The following is a 14,937-nucleotide window of genomic DNA, read 5'->3' on the forward strand; positions in this document are numbered from 1 at the left end:
TACATTTCTTTATCATATAAAATAATCAGCATCTACAAATTTTTGACCATTAATATCTTTATCAGAAAGCAATGGATTTTGAACCGGCCATTCTATATTTATACTTTTGTCGCTCCATAAAATCCCACGCTCTTGCATTTTTGAATAGAAATTATTTGTTTTGTAGACAAATTCTGCTTCATCACTAAGAACGCAAAACCCATGAGCGAATCCTTCCGGTATCCATAATTGACGCTTATTCTCCGCCGACAAATTTACACCAACCCACTTGCCAAATGTTGGTGATGATTTCCGAATATCAACAGCTACGTCAAAAACTTCACCGACAACACAGCGTACCAGTTTTCCTTGAGCATAAGGTTCCAGCTGATAGTGCAGTCCGCGTAACACACCCTTAGTTGATTTAGAATGGTTATCCTGAACAAACTCAACCTTTCGTCCTACAGCCTCTTCGAAAACTTTCTGATTGAAGCTTTCCATAAAAAAGCCCCGCTCATCACCAAATACTTTTGGTTCAAAAATTAGCACATCAGGAATTTCAGTTTTAATTACGTTCATTTTATTAATAACCTTTAATCATTTTCAGCAGATACTGACCATAAGCATTTTTCTTCAGCGGCTCGGCTAATACCTTCACTTGCTCAGCATCAATAAAGCCTTTACGGTGAGCAATTTCTTCCGGGCAGGAAACTTTCAGCCCCTGACGCTCTTCAATTGTTGCAATGAAGTTGCTTGCTTCAATAAGACTTTGATGTGTCCCCGTGTCCAGCCATGCATAACCACGCCCCATCATAGCGACAGACAAACGTCCTTGGTCCATATAAATACGGTTAATATCGGTAATTTCCAGTTCGCCACGTGCAGATGGTTTAAGGTTTTTCGCCATTTCTACAACGTCATTGTCATAGAAATAAAGCCCAGTAACCGCATAGTTACTTTTTGGTTCCTGCGGTTTTTCTTCCAGACTAATTGCCGTACCGTTATCATCAAATTCCACCACACCGTAGCGCTCAGGATCATTTACGTGATAGGCAAAAACCGTTGCGCCACTCTCTCTGTTAACAGCGGTATCCATTAATTTCGGCAGGTCGTGACCATAGAAGATATTATCACCAAGTACCAGCGCACAATCATCACCACCTATAAATTCTTCACCAATGATAAATGCTTGCGCCAGACCATCCGGACTCGGTTGTACTTTATATTGCAGATTAAGCCCCCACTGGCTTCCATCACCAAGCAATTGTTGAAAACGTGGTGTATCCTGCGGCGTACTGATAATCAGAATATCTCGAATACCCGCCAACATAAGCGTTGAAAGCGGATAATAAATCATCGGTTTATCATAAATCGGTAGCAGTTGTTTGCTCACAGCCATTGTCACAGGATAAAGACGAGTGCCGGAACCACCAGCCAGAATAATACCTTTACGCGTTTTCATTTCACCATTCCTTTTAATTCATCTCGCTCTAGCATCATGAGCGAGATGCAATAATTTGTTAAATTGCCGTGGTCGTAAATAATTCGTTGAGCATACGTTTCACGCCCACCTGCCAGTCAGGCAAGACAAGCGCAAAGTTCTGCTGAAATTTTTCGGTATTGAGGCGAGAATTATGGGGACGACGTGCTGGTGTGGGATAGGCCGTTGTCGGCACGGCATTAAGTTTGTTAAGAGCAAGGTTGATCCCCGCTCTGCGCGCTTCTTCAAATACCAGAGCGGCATAATCGTGCCAGGTTGTTGTACCACCAGCAACCAGATGGTACAAACCAGCAACTTCTGGTTTATTTGCGGCCACGCGAATGGCATGAGCGGTGCAATCAGCCAGTAATTCAGCCCCCGTTGGTGCGCCGAATTGATCGTTTATTACAGCCAACTCTTCGCGTTCTTTTGCCAGGCGCAACATCGTTTTGGCAAAGTTATTTCCTTTACCAGCGTATACCCAGCTGGTACGGAAAATAAGATGCTTTGCGCAATGTTCTTGTAACGCTTTTTCCCCAGCTAGCTTGGTTTCACCGTAGACATTTAGCGGTGCTGTTGCATCCGTTTCCAGCCATGGCGTGTCACCGTTGCCTGGGAAAACATAATCAGTGGAGTAGTGTATAACCCAGGCTCCGACTTCATTAGCTGCTTTTGCAATCGCTTCGACGCATGTCGCGTTAAGTAATTGCGCGAAATTCGGTTCTGATTCCGCTTTGTCTACTGCAGTGTGAGCAGCAGCATTAACAATAACATCGGGGCGAATTTTTTTGACGGTTTCAGCCACACCTTCGGGGTTGCTGAAATCTCCACAATAATCAGTGGAGTGAACATCGAGCGCAATCAAGTTACCCAGAGGAGCCAGAGCACGCTGCAGTTCCCAACCCACCTGCCCTGTTTTGCCGAAAAGCAGGATATTCATTACTGACGGCCCTCATAGTTTTGTTCAATCCACGACTGATAAGTACCGCTTTTCACATTCTCAACCCAATTTGTATTAGCCAGATACCATTCCACCGTTTTACGAATCCCGCTCTCAAACGTTTCTTGCGGTTTCCAGCCCAATTCGCGGCTAATTTTATCGGCATCAATGGCGTAACGGCGGTCATGCCCCGGGCGATCGGCAACATAAGTAATTTGCTCACGATAAGATTTCTCTTTCGGTACAATCTCATCCAACAAATCACAAATAGTGAGCACTACGTCGATGTTTTTCTTTTCGTTATGTCCACCAATGTTATAAGTTTCACCCGCTTTACCTTCGGTTACGACGGTATATAACGCACGAGCATGATCCTCTACATACAACCAGTCGCGAATTTGATCCCCTTTACCATAAATAGGTAATGCCTTACCTTCCAGAGCATTCAGAATAACCAATGGAATAAGTTTTTCCGGGAAGTGATAAGGACCATAATTGTTCGAGCAATTAGTCACAATGGTTGGTAAACCATAAGTCCGCTTCCAGGCACGTACCAAATGATCGCTGGAAGCTTTAGACGCAGAATACGGGCTACTTGGCGCGTAAGCTGTCGTTTCCGTAAATAGCGGTAACGCTTCGTTATTATTTGCTTCATCCGGATGGGGTAAGTCACCATAAACTTCATCAGTAGAAATATGATGAAAGCGGAAACTTTTTTTCTTTTCATCATTCAGAGCAGACCAGTAATTGCGCGCCGCTTCTAAAAGAACATAAGTCCCCACAATATTGGTTTCAATAAATGCCGCAGGGCCCGTTATTGAACGGTCAACGTGGCTCTCTGCCGCCAGGTGCATCACCGCGTCTGGCTGGTGCTGTGCGAAAATACGCGACATGGCTACAGCATCGCAGATATCTGCATGCTCAAAAGCATAACGTTCAGAATCAGAAACATCAGCGAGTGATTCCAGGTTCCCGGCGTATGTTAATTTATCGACATTAACAACACTATCTTGCGTATTATTTATTATGTGACGAACAACAGCAGAACCAATAAACCCTGCGCCACCAGTAACAAGTATCTTCACTTTTTTATTCCATATAGCTATAGAGCATGCTGTGAAATAGACTGCTCCAGATTTGATTAATAGAGGTATTAATACACGCTACCGCCCCTGGCTTAACAGCTACCAGTGCACTGCATGCATCTCAACGATGTGGCGAGCGTTAGCCACTCGCGCCAAATCCGAAAAATTCAAACGTTAATTGTCTTACCAAACAGCCGTAGAAACAAGGAAAATCCTGGAAAAATTTGAATAATATGAGCTATGTAACTTCTTGTTTTTATAGGCTTTATAAAAACGGCAACGGCAGGAAAATTCAATGAGCAAAACTTATGCCACGAATCTTCACTGCCGTTATAATTTTCTTATCAACCGTTACATCCGGTCAGATTTTCATTATTCGCTTAACAGCTTCTCAATACCTTTACGGAACTTCGCCCCTTCTTTCAGGTTGCGTAGGCCATACTTCACAAACGCCTGCATATAGCCCATTTTTTTGCCGCAGTCGTAACTGTCGCCGGTCATCAGCATTGCATCAACGGATTGTTTTTTCGCCAGCTCGGCAATAGCATCAGTCAGCTGAATACGTCCCCATGCACCAGGCTGAGTACGTTCCAGTTCCGGCCAAATATCGGCAGAAAGCACATAGCGACCTACGGCCATGATGTCTGAGTCCAGCGTCTGCGGCTGATCCGGTTTTTCGATAAATTCAACAATGCGGCTGACTTTACCCTCACGGTCCAGCGGCTCTTTAGTCTGGATGACGGAGTATTCAGAGAGGTCACCCGGCATACGTTTTGCCAGCACCTGGCTGCGGCCCGTTTCGTTGAAACGTGCAATCATGGCAGCAAGGTTGTAACGTAGCGGGTCGGCGCTGGCATCGTCGATCACAACGTCTGGCAGTACCACGACAAATGGGTTGTCACCAATGGCAGGTCGCGCACACAAAATGGAGTGGCCTAAACCTAAAGGTTCGCCCTGACGCACGTTCATAATGATCACGCCCGGCGGACAGATGGACTGTACTTCCGCCAGCAGTTGACGCTTCACGCGCTGCTCAAGGAGTGATTCTAACTCATAAGAGGTGTCGAAGTGGTTTTCGACCGCGTTCTTGGACGCGTGAGTTACCAGGAGGATTTCTTTGATCCCTGCAGCCACAATCTCGTCAACAATGTACTGAATCATTGGCTTGTCGACGATTGGTAGCATCTCTTTGGGTATCGCCTTAGTGGCAGGCAACATATGCATCCCGAGACCCGCTACAGGAATAACTGCTTTTAAATTCGTCATTATTTCATCCACCTGTAAAATGGTTGCTGAATTATAGCTTGTTCGATTTTTTTCGCCAGCATCAATTACCCTGAATTGATTACTGAATTACTTGTGATGTTACGCCGCTTCGTTGTGGATTGCAGTAGCATTGTTCCTAAGTATGGCTCCATTTTTCCAGGAATGGTCGCAAATCTACTCCCTCCGTTCCGGCAATCTAAAGTTAATCTTTTCCACATTAACAATATGGTGATTAATCCTGTCGATATCGACGGAGCTTTGCCCTCTTTCATTCACCGCATGAACATTTGCAAGAGACAGCAGTGTTTCTTTTTTCGCCATAAAGACGCCGCGAACGTCTTTGCGCATGTCGAAGTTCATGCTCAATGCTGGTCCAACTGAGGATTCCTGCATCACATTGATATTTCGCATAAAAAGATGTTGCGGCTTGTTGTGTAACTCCAGCGAGGCACGCTTCATCTCAATGTTAGTTAGCGACACAAAGGAGACGGCATTCCCGGCGGAGATTTGGATGCCGCGCAATTTATAAGCAAGATGGGTATTATCCAGTTGAATATTATTCACTCGGAAATTTTGCGGTATCGAGAGATATTTGCCTTTAATTACCCCATAGCCGATTAACATCCCGGCGCTATTAATCATTTCAATATTATCAATCACGAAATTGTCACAACCGTAAATAGCGACTGTCGCGTTATCAATGCCCGCTTTCTTACTGAAATCCGGCGTGATATTGCGGGCATTGATATTACGAATAACAAAATGTTTACCATTTTCAACATGGATCAACTGCCGACAATCCGATCCCGTGATATTCGCCACGACAAAGTTTTTCACTGCCTGGTCTTCCGGGTAGTTGTTATCATAAGTGCTTCCCGCAAGGCCTATGCCGATGCCCCAGTTGATTTTGCCGTTGGTACAGTTGATACGCTCGATGACATGGTCAGATATCAAAATATCACTGTCGTTAATTGCCACGTTCCATTCAATGGCGTCGCCCTGTAAGTCGCTGAACTTACAGTTGGTAATGTTGGCACCGATAATCTGGTTATGAAATCCCTGGCGTAAGATGGCGTAATTAGCGTGGCTGACAGTGAGGTTATCGATGGTCAGGTTGCGCATGACCCGTTTGTTTTTGCCGCCAATATAAATCTGCATTACCGGGCCAAAGCCGCTCATCGCCAGCCCTTTGATGGTGCAGTCAGAACCACGCACATCCAGGGTAATGTTATGCATACCGCCGCCCTCTCCCCCTGTCACCTGGCTGCCGTCCTGTAAGACAAATCGCCCTCTGCCGTTGCCGCGCAGGCTTCCAAGGATGTGTAACGTTTTGCCGGGAGGGATGAAGATGCCGGTGTTGATATTGTCACAAACGAATCCGGCAGGCACGACGACCGTTTGCCCTTCGCTGAAGGCTTGTTTAAATGAGGCGATCCAGTCATGTGGGTTGTAGTCGTTAATGTTAACGCTTTGTCGGGCGGGAAGTGCGCGAGCGAAAGGGGTATGGAGGAAGGCAAGCGCCGAGCTTGCCGTCAGGAAGGTGCGTCGGGAGAGTGTTTTAAATGGCATACGTTCTCCTCTATAAAGCCTGCAGCAAGCTGGCGAGTTCTCGATTAATCACCTGCTGGTTAAAATCGTGTTCGACTTTTTCGCACGCACGTTTGACGACCGGAGCCAGTTCGTCGGTATCCAGTTGGCTAAACGCCGCCAGACGTTGTGCCAGTGCGCGAGCATCGTTCTCAGGCAGCAGCCAGCCGGATTTATCGGCCTCCACCAGTTCAGGAATTCCGCTATGCAGAGTAGAAACCACCGGAATACCGACCGCCATCGCTTCCATTAGCGCCACCGGAATGCCTTCCATATCGCCATCCGCGCCCGTTACCGATGGCAACAGGAAGACATCCGCGTCGTCGAGCATCTCCTTCACTTCATGGCTCGGTTTAAAGCCCGGCATCTCTACCACATCTTCCAGTTGATATTGTTCGATGATGGTGCGCAGGCGTCGTTCCCACAGGCCAATGCCGAGGATGCGATAGCGAAATGCCACGCCCTGCTCTTTCAACTGACGGCAGGCTTCAATCGCCACATGCAGGCCTTTTTTCTCGGTTAAGCGTGCGACAGATATGATTTCCAGCGGCGTTGCGGGCGCTTTCACCGGACGCGGGCTAAAGCGCGTCATGTCCACGCCCATACGCGATACGGCGATTTTTTCTCTGGGGCAGCCCATTTTTTGCAGCCTTCCGGCCCACAGATCGCTTATCGGTAACATCAGGTCGCCACGGCGAAACAGTTGTTGATATTCGGGAGTGTAGTGGTTGAGCACTTCCCGACTGGAGATATCAATACCGTGGAAGATGGTGGCAATTTTGCCGCGAATGATACCCAGTTCGCGTAGTTTTGCTGCGGTTACCCCCGCCGGGCCAAAATGAGCGATGAACACATCGGCGCGAAACGGTGTTGCGACCTGACCACAAATGGCAGACAAAATCAGGTTCCGCGACTCGGCACCATAGCGTTTGAGGTTGAGCGCATGCCAGGTATTTTTACGATGAATGCCACGTAAGGTCTGGCTGGCGCGGTGGCGCAGTTTCGCTACTTTGCCCGCAGGTTCGTCCTGTAACCAGCGGGTTCTGGCGACAAGGTTGTATTTCGTCCATGCCGCGTGGGTGTTCTCTGTATCGCCTTTTTGCAAAGCGACAATCTCCACTTCAAAGCCCATATCAATAAACGCGGTAATTTGATTGAGGACGAAGGTTTCCGACGACAGCGGGAATTTCAATAAGAAGAAGCCGACCTTCATTTCACCTCCCCGATGCGCTCAAGCACAGACTGCACCATCTGCATTCCCGTCTGACGTTCGCGACTGACGGCTTCGTTAAATCGAGCGTTCAGCACCGGAAGCTGGCCTAAGGTATCCGCAACCATCGCTTGCAGGCTGCCGTCCAGTAAATGACGAATATCAATCGCCATCTCTGGCAGTCCCAGCTGCTGCATAATCCCGGCGGATTTATGTTCATAGTTGATGGCAATCGCCGGAGTAGCAAAGTTCATTGAGATAATGGCGGAGTGCAGGCGCGTACCGACGGTGAGTTCACAGGCTCCGAGAATTTTGCCCATTTCCAGATCGTTGAGTTCATCCATCACTACGTGGTAACGGGCAGGATCGCTGATGTGCTGGCGCAGATTGAGCGCCACCATGCGGTCGTCTTTGTTATAGCTGTCGATACCCGTACAGGTGGAGAGCGCAATCACCTGATAGCCTTCATCGAGAATGCGATTGACCACCCCGGCAAAGGCTTTTTCATACGCTTGTTGAGTGGTGCCGAGACGTTTGTCGAACGGTGCCAGTTCGCGCAGGGTAATTGCCACTGTTTTCTGTTGTGCGGCAACGTCCAGCCAGTGTTGAACGGCATAGCTGGCGGTGAAGTCTTCGGTGTGGTGATCGACCAGCCACGCGGTATCGACGCCATGTTCCACTTTTGCGGTGGTGATATTTCTGCGTTTCATCAAATCAAGGCTGACCGATTCGCGCAGGATCAGCGCGTCGCAGTGACCAAAGACATAGTTCGCCAGTTGGTTAAATTGCTCATCCTGGAAGGGGCCGACGCTGTGACCAATCATAAACAGCGGCTTTTTCGCCATAAATGTGCAAAGCGCATGTTCAAACTGCGGCACGCCGTAGAGATCGACAAAAAACGATCCGCCGACCTGAATAATGGCGTCGTAACCTGACAGCAGGCGCACGAAGTCGGTGAATCCCTGGGCGATGGCGATATTGCGCAGCTTGCCAGTGTCGGTGACGCGTGAGAGCAATACCTGATGCTGGTAGCGGCGACGGAGGACTTTTTTAATGCGCCCGACAACGCCCGCCGCGCTATTGTGTTGTGTCATCTGCAGGAACAGCGGATCGCCCATTACCGGGCGGTTGAGCAGCCAGGAAGAACTGACCGGATAGCGGCTCATCACGTCCACTTCGGTATGTGGATTGAGGATGTTGATGGCATCAAGTAAGCCGCGCAAGATGGCGCTGTCGCCACGATTGCCGCAAGTGTGGTTGCCCAGAATAAGTAATTTCATTTTTTCCTCATAAATTTGATGCCAGGTGAGGCTGTGTTTGTTGTGTTCGTTGCCGTTTTTTGCCTGATGCGACGCTGGCGCGTCTTATCAGGCCTACAGGTCCCGAGCACAGAACCGTAGGACGGATAAGGCGTTTTACGCCGCATCCGGCAACCGTTGTCGGAACCGAAAACAGCAATTCACCCCGCCCGTAAAAGCATTTTCATTTTTTCGCTGCGACAAAACTGACGCTTCACTTCCACCACCAGCGGATGGCGTGACAGCACAATCATCACCACAAACGCCAGCACGCCCGCGGCTATTTGCACCGCCAGCAGCATCCCCAGCGCCAGTTGCCCTTTCAGCACAATGCCCAGCGCATAACTGACCACCAGCGTCGGCAACGAGAGATAAAACGGCAGCCACAAACTCAGGATGTACTGGCGATAACTGGAACCAAGAACCGGTTTAATCATCACGAAGTAACTCAGAATGGTGTTGATAATCTGCACCAGCAGGAAACCGAGCGTGACGCCGATTGCGCCCGCCATCTGCCCACCAATAACAATCGCCGGAATAAACAGAAATGTTTTGAATACGTTGAATTTAAAGCTGATATCGACCCGCGCTTTCGCCATCAGCAGCGAACCAATCGGGTTACCCACGGAGCGCAGCAGACCCACAATACACAGCAATTGCAGCACCGGAATAATGCTGTTCCACTTTTCGCCGAATACCAGCGGTACGAAGTTATTCGACACCACCATCAGCCCCAGCAGCGCCGGAAAGTTGATAATCCCCACTATCGACAGCAGCTTGTAGAAGTTAACACGCAGCTTTTCGGTGTCGTCCTGAATTTTGGCAAACGCCGGAAACAACACGCGGGTGATGATTGGGTTCAGCTTCATCGGCGGTACGACGGCCACGTTGTACGCCAGGTTGTATCCCCCTGCCACGCCCGCGCCAAGAATACGCGCCAGCACCAGCGTTGAAAGGTTGGTGTTGAGATAGTTGATGATGCTGTCCGCCGTCAGCCAGGCACCAAAACGTAAGTTCGGTGCCACAGACGCCAGCGAGAAGTGCAGACCGGGGCAATAAATTTTGCGTCCAAAGTAGCCAAACAGCAGTGTTCTCACCGCACTATTGACCAGATAACCGAGGATCGCGGTCATCGCCAGCGGCCAGAAATGGGCGCTAACTACCGTAAAAGTGAAGCCCGCCAGCACCGCGCTGGTTTCGATCATGCCGATTTTGTTGAACTCCAGCTCCTTCTGCATCAACGCGCGGAACTGTTGCCCGTGGGGGATCACCACAAACGCCAGCGACAATGTTTTAATCAACGGTGCCAGGTCCGGGTTATTCAGCACGTCGCCGATGACATCACTCAACAAAAACACCGCCACACATACCACAAGCCCCAGCCCGACGTTCAGCCAGTACAGCGTGGTGAGTTCAAGGTGACTGATTTCTTTTCGCTGAATAATCGAGTTAGCGATACCGAAGTCAGAAAGCGTATCTGCCAGCGCGATAATCACCAGCGACACAGTCAGCAGGCCGAACTGGTGGTTGTCGATAATCCGCGCCAGCACGGTCATCTGCACCAGCCCGAGGCCGATGATGATCACCGTGGCAATAGCCGACCACTTCGCGCCGCTGATGGTTTTTTCACGTAAGCTCATATCAATATGCCGCTTTGTTAACGAAGCCCTTGAATACCGTCAGGAAAACGATTTTGATATCGAACCAGACGCTCCATTCGCGGATGTACTCAAGGTCGAACTCGACGCGTTTTTCCATTTTCTCCAGCGTGTCGGTTTCGCCGCGCCAGCCATTAATCTGCGCCCAGCCGGTAATGCCCGGTTTCACTTTATGGCGCAGCATGTAGCCTTCAATGAGCTGGCGATACTGTTCGTTATGCGCTACTGCGTGCGGACGTGGACCGACAATCGACATCCCCCCGGTCAGCACATTGATAAACTGCGGCAATTCGTCCAGCGAGGTGCGGCGCAGAAAGTTCCCCACTTTAGTGACGCGCGGATCGTTCTGCGTCGCCTGGGTCACCACTTTGTCGTTCTCCATCACTTTCATGGAACGGAACTTCCACACTTTGATCGGCTTGCCATCCATACCATAGCGAGTCTGGCGGAAAATAACCGGCCCTGGTGAACTGAGTTTCACCGCCAGCGCAATACAGCACAGCACCGGGGAGATCAGCAGCAGAATAAGCGTCGCCAGCACAATGTCTTCCGCACGTTTTAGCAGGCGGTTAACCCCCGAAAGCGGCGTGTCATACAGCGGCACCACCGGAACGCCGTTCATCTCTTCGAGACGTGAATGGAGAATGTTGAAGGTAAAGACGTCGGGGATCAGCAGCACCGAACAGGTGGTATCCGCCAGTTGATGGACCAGTTTTTTCACTCGTGCGCCGTCGCACATTTGCATCGCGATATAGACGTTATGAATCTTGCCCGCTTTTGCATCCTCGACCAGCTGTTGCAGGTTACCCGCCCAGTCGTTAGAAACGCCGCCCGGTTTCGGGTCGTGGTAAACGCCCACCACTTCAAACCCTAACCACGGCTGATTACGGAAACTCTCCATCAGCATTTGTCCGGCGGCTAAATCCCCCGCTACGGCGACCATCCGCTTGTTGTAGCCATGATTACGCAGCCAGCCCGCCCCAATGCGAATACATGAACGGCAAACCACCAGTCCGATGCTGGTCAGCCCATACCACGCCAGCCAGATTTTCAGTTGCGTGTCGAAATCATTGTTGAACGCCACCAGTCCGGCGCTGAAAATCACGCTTAAGGTCCAGTTTGGTAGCAACAGGGCAAATTCTGTCGCTGCCCGAACACCGCGCCATGAGCGATAAAAATCGGTGATGCCGCCCAGCATCTGGAACACCACCAGCGTAATCAGCGCCACCAACAGGTGCATGTAGAGGAATGACAGTCCGCTGACTTCGCAAACCAGCCATAGCCCGGCAAACATGATGGTGATATCTGAAAAGCGTTGCACCATAGAGATTAACGATGCATTGGTTTTCGCTCGCTCGCGCTTTTTTAGATTTGTCATCGTTGTTCCTGTTATTAGCCCCTTACCCGCAGTGGGGTAAGGGAAGATCCGACATTACTCGTTCAGCAACGTCAGCAGAGTTCGCGTTCGCGCTTCCATCAGCGGCACATCACCGCGCGATTCCACATTCAGGCGCACCACCGGTTCGGTATTGGAGGTGCGCAGGTTAAAGCGCCAGTCGGCAAAGGTCATGCTGATGCCATCGCTGCGATCCACCGCCAGCGCCTCACGGCTAAAATGCTGTTCCACGCGGTTAATCGCCTCAACGGGTTGCGCCAGTTTGCTGTTGATCTCACCGCTTGCCGGAAACGCCGCCATCCGGTCGCGCACCAGTTCGCCCAGCGTTTTTCCTTTCAGGCACACCAGTTCGGCGACCAGCAGCCACGGGATCATGCCGCTGTCGCAGTAAGCGAAATCACGGAAGTAATGGTGGGCGCTCATTTCGCCACCGTAGATGGCGTCTTCCTTGCGCATCCGTTCTTTAATAAAGGCGTGTCCGGTTTTCGACATTACCGGCGTGCCGCCTGCAGCAGTCACCACATCAATAGTGTTCCAAGAGAGACGCGGATCATGGATGATCTTCGCGCCGGGATTTTTTTCGAGGAACGCTTCTGCCAGCAGGCCGACAATGTAGTAGCCCTCGATAAACTGCCCTTTTTCGTCAAACAGAAAACAGCGGTCAAAATCGCCATCAAAGGCAATGCCCATATCCGCGCCGTGTTTGATGACCGCATTGCGGGTGTCGTCGCGACATTCCGGCAGCAGCGGGTTAGGAATACCGTTGGGGAAATTGCCGTCCGGTGTGTTGTGTACTTTGATTAATTCCACGGGCGCGCCGAGGGCTTTAAAGCGGGCTTCAATGGCGTCCACCACCGGACCCGCTGCGCCATTCCCGGAGTTGATCACCAGCTTGAGCGGCGTGAGATTTTTGACATTGATATAACCGAACAGGTGATCAACGTAAGCGTCACGCAGGTTGATTTGCTGATAGCGACCGCGTTTGGTTTCATCGACGGGAGGAAAGTCGTTGGCTTCAGCCAGACGCTGGACGTCGCGCAGTCCGGTATCACCGCTGATCGTGCGAGCCCCCTCGCGCACCAGCTTCATGCCGTTGTAATCCATCGGATTATGGCTGGCAGTAACTTCAATGCCGCCATCCACGCCGAGATGGAACGTGGCGAAATAGATCTCTTCGGTGCCGGACATACCGATATCCAGCACATCGACGCCCGCATCCTGTAAACCTTTTGCCAGCGCCAGTTTTAAGGTTTCGCTGGTGAGACGGACATCACCGCCTAACACAATGGTTTTCGGTTTGAGAAATTCGCCATAGGCGCGACCAATGCGCCAGGCGATATCTTCATTCAGTTCTTCGCCTAATTTCCCGCGAATATCATAGGCTTTAAAGCAGGTTAATTTTTTCATGTCGTTACCCTTTTTCAGGCAATAGTTGGCCCTGACCGAAACGGCCAATTTTATTTTTGTCGTTATTTACACCGCGGTTTCGCATTCATTGCCTGATGCGACGCTGCCGCGTCTTATCAGGCCTACAAAACCGAACCGTAGGTCGGATAAGGCGTTCACGCCGCATCCGACAAACAGCGCCTGATGCGACGTTTACACCCGTCCGTAGCGATCCGCGAAGCGCACCACATCATCCTCTTCGAGATAAGAGCCGGAGCGCACTTCAATTAAATCGAGCGGAATTTTCCCCGGGTTTTCCAGGCAGTGCGTCGCCCCCAGCGGAATATAAATGGACTCGTTTTCACCAAGCAGTTTGATATCACCATCAATGGTGACTTTTGCCGTTCCCGCGACCACTACCCAGTGTTCCGCGCGGTGATGGTGCATCTGTACCGACAAACCCTCGCCCGGTTTCACGGTGATGCGTTTCACCTGGTAGCGGTCGCCCGCGTCGATAGAGTCATATTTGCCCCACGGACGATACACTTCGCGATGCACCCGATGCTCATGGCGACCATCGGCTTTGATCTGCTCGACCACTTTTTTCACATCCTGTACCGCGTTACGGTCGGCAATCAGCACCGCATCTTTGGTCTGCACCACTACCAGATCTTTCACCCCGACGGTGGTGACCAGGCCTGATTCGGCATACACATAGCTGTTTTCAGTTTTGTGATTAATCACATCGCCGTGGCAAACGTTGCCCTCGGCGGTGTGGGCGCTGATCTCCCATAATGAAGACCAGGAACCAACATCGCTCCAGCCCGCATCCATCGGCACCACAACAGCATCTGCCGTAGGTTCCATGACCGCGTAATCCACCGACTCTTCCGGGCAGGCGAGAAACGCTTCTTCATCCACACGAATAAAATCGAGATCCGGATCGACGGCGCTCATCGCTTTTTCGCAGGCATCGAGGATATCCGGGCGATATTTTTTCAGTTCTTCGAGATAGCGTCCGGCGCGGAACAGGAACATGCCGCTGTTCCAGTAATATTCGCCGCTTGCTACATAGGCCTGGGCGGTTTCCAGATTCGGTTTTTCGACAAACTGCGCCACTTCAAAGGCCACCGTATCCTGCTCACCCACAGACACTTCACCGCGACGAATATAGCCATAACCGGTTTCTGGTAGATCCGGCACAATGCCAAAGGTCACCAGCTTGCCCGCTTCGGCATAAGGCATGGCATTACGCACGGCGGCACGGAACGCGTCTTCATCGGCAATCACATGATCCGCCGCCAATACCAGCATTAACGGGTCGCTCTCCGGGCTATGACGTTTTGCCGCCAGCGCCGCCAGTGCAATGGCAGGTGCAGTGTTACGCCCTGCCGGTTCGAGAATAATGTTCTCGGTGAGTTTGTTCAGTTGACGCAGCTGTTCCGCGACAATAAAGCGGTGCTGCTCATTGCAAATCACCACCGGGCTTTCGCACTCCACGCCGTTCAGGCGGCAGATGGTGGTTTGCAGCATGGTGAGATCGCCTTTCAGGCATAAAAACTGCTTGGGGTAAAGTACGCGGGAAAGCGGCCATAAACGGCTACCGGAGCCACCTGCCATCACAACTGGATAGAGTTTCGACTGCGCCATAA

At 50.6% G+C, this 14,937-nt stretch carries 12 protein-coding genes; all 12 read right to left on the reverse strand.

The features are described from left to right. Nucleotides 1-12 precede the first annotated feature (12 nt). The 12 genes from rfbC to cpsB all read right to left on the reverse strand — a co-directional run bounded on the left by rfbC (nucleotide 13) and on the right by cpsB (nucleotide 14,935). Nucleotides 13-558, reverse strand: a complete 546-nt coding sequence (gene rfbC, locus SF2101; RefSeq protein ID NP_707933.1) for a dTDP-6-deoxy-L-mannose-dehydrogenase — start codon at nucleotides 556-558, stop codon at nucleotides 13-15. Nucleotides 559-562: 4 nt separating this feature from the next. Next, the gene (rfbA, locus tag SF2102) at nucleotides 563-1,441 is read right to left on the reverse strand and encodes a glucose-1-phosphate thymidylyltransferase (protein NP_707934.1); all 879 of its coding nucleotides are present in this window, start codon (nucleotides 1,439-1,441) and stop codon (nucleotides 563-565) included. Nucleotides 1,442-1,499: 58 nt separating this feature from the next. Then, nucleotides 1,500-2,399 carry a dTDP-4-dehydrorhamnose reductase gene (gene rfbD, locus SF2103; protein ID NP_707935.1) on the reverse strand — a complete coding sequence of 300 codons (900 nt, stop codon included), beginning with the start codon at nucleotides 2,397-2,399 and terminating at the stop codon, nucleotides 1,500-1,502. Continuing rightward, nucleotides 2,399-3,484: a dTDP-glucose 4,6 dehydratase gene (gene rfbB / locus SF2104; protein NP_707936.1), complete on the reverse strand. Its 1,086-nt coding sequence runs from the start codon at nucleotides 3,482-3,484 to the stop codon at nucleotides 2,399-2,401. The genes rfbD and rfbB overlap by 1 nt, the downstream gene beginning before the upstream one ends. 372 nt (nucleotides 3,485-3,856) lie before the next feature. Continuing rightward, nucleotides 3,857-4,750, reverse strand: a complete 894-nt coding sequence (gene galF / locus SF2105) for a GalU regulator GalF (protein ID NP_707937.2) — start codon at nucleotides 4,748-4,750, stop codon at nucleotides 3,857-3,859. A 174-nt stretch (nucleotides 4,751-4,924) separates the two neighbouring features. Then, on the reverse strand, nucleotides 4,925-6,319 hold the full coding sequence (wcaM, locus tag SF2106; RefSeq protein ID NP_707938.1) for a colanic acid biosynthesis protein: 1,395 nt from the start codon (nucleotides 6,317-6,319) through the stop codon (nucleotides 4,925-4,927). A gap of 10 nt (nucleotides 6,320-6,329) precedes the next feature. After that, nucleotides 6,330-7,550 carry a colanic acid biosynthesis glycosyltransferase WcaL gene (gene wcaL, locus SF2107; RefSeq protein NP_707939.2) on the reverse strand — a complete coding sequence of 407 codons (1,221 nt, stop codon included), beginning with the start codon at nucleotides 7,548-7,550 and terminating at the stop codon, nucleotides 6,330-6,332. After that, nucleotides 7,547-8,827, reverse strand: coding sequence for a colanic acid biosynthesis protein (gene wcaK / locus SF2108; protein ID NP_707940.1), 1,281 nt, complete (start codon nucleotides 8,825-8,827; stop codon nucleotides 7,547-7,549). The genes wcaL and wcaK overlap by 4 nt, the downstream gene beginning before the upstream one ends. A 179-nt stretch (nucleotides 8,828-9,006) precedes the next feature. Next, nucleotides 9,007-10,485, reverse strand: coding sequence for a colanic acid exporter (wzxC, locus tag SF2109; protein ID NP_707941.1), 1,479 nt, complete (start codon nucleotides 10,483-10,485; stop codon nucleotides 9,007-9,009). Nucleotide 10,486: 1 nt separating this feature from the next. Beyond that, entirely contained in the window at nucleotides 10,487-11,881 is a 1,395-nt protein-coding gene (gene wcaJ / locus SF2110; RefSeq protein ID NP_707942.1) for a UDP-glucose lipid carrier transferase, read from the reverse strand. 54 nt (nucleotides 11,882-11,935) lie between these two features. Then, nucleotides 11,936-13,306 carry a phosphomannomutase gene (gene cpsG / locus SF2111; protein ID NP_707943.2) on the reverse strand — a complete coding sequence of 457 codons (1,371 nt, stop codon included), beginning with the start codon at nucleotides 13,304-13,306 and terminating at the stop codon, nucleotides 11,936-11,938. A gap of 192 nt (nucleotides 13,307-13,498) precedes the next feature. Continuing rightward, nucleotides 13,499-14,935: a mannose-1-phosphate guanylyltransferase gene (cpsB, locus tag SF2112; protein NP_707944.1), complete on the reverse strand. Its 1,437-nt coding sequence runs from the start codon at nucleotides 14,933-14,935 to the stop codon at nucleotides 13,499-13,501. Nucleotides 14,936-14,937 lie beyond the last annotated feature (2 nt).

The organism is Shigella flexneri 2a str. 301 (genome assembly GCF_000006925.2).
In the GTDB taxonomy this organism is placed as follows: domain Bacteria; phylum Pseudomonadota; class Gammaproteobacteria; order Enterobacterales; family Enterobacteriaceae; genus ECMA0423.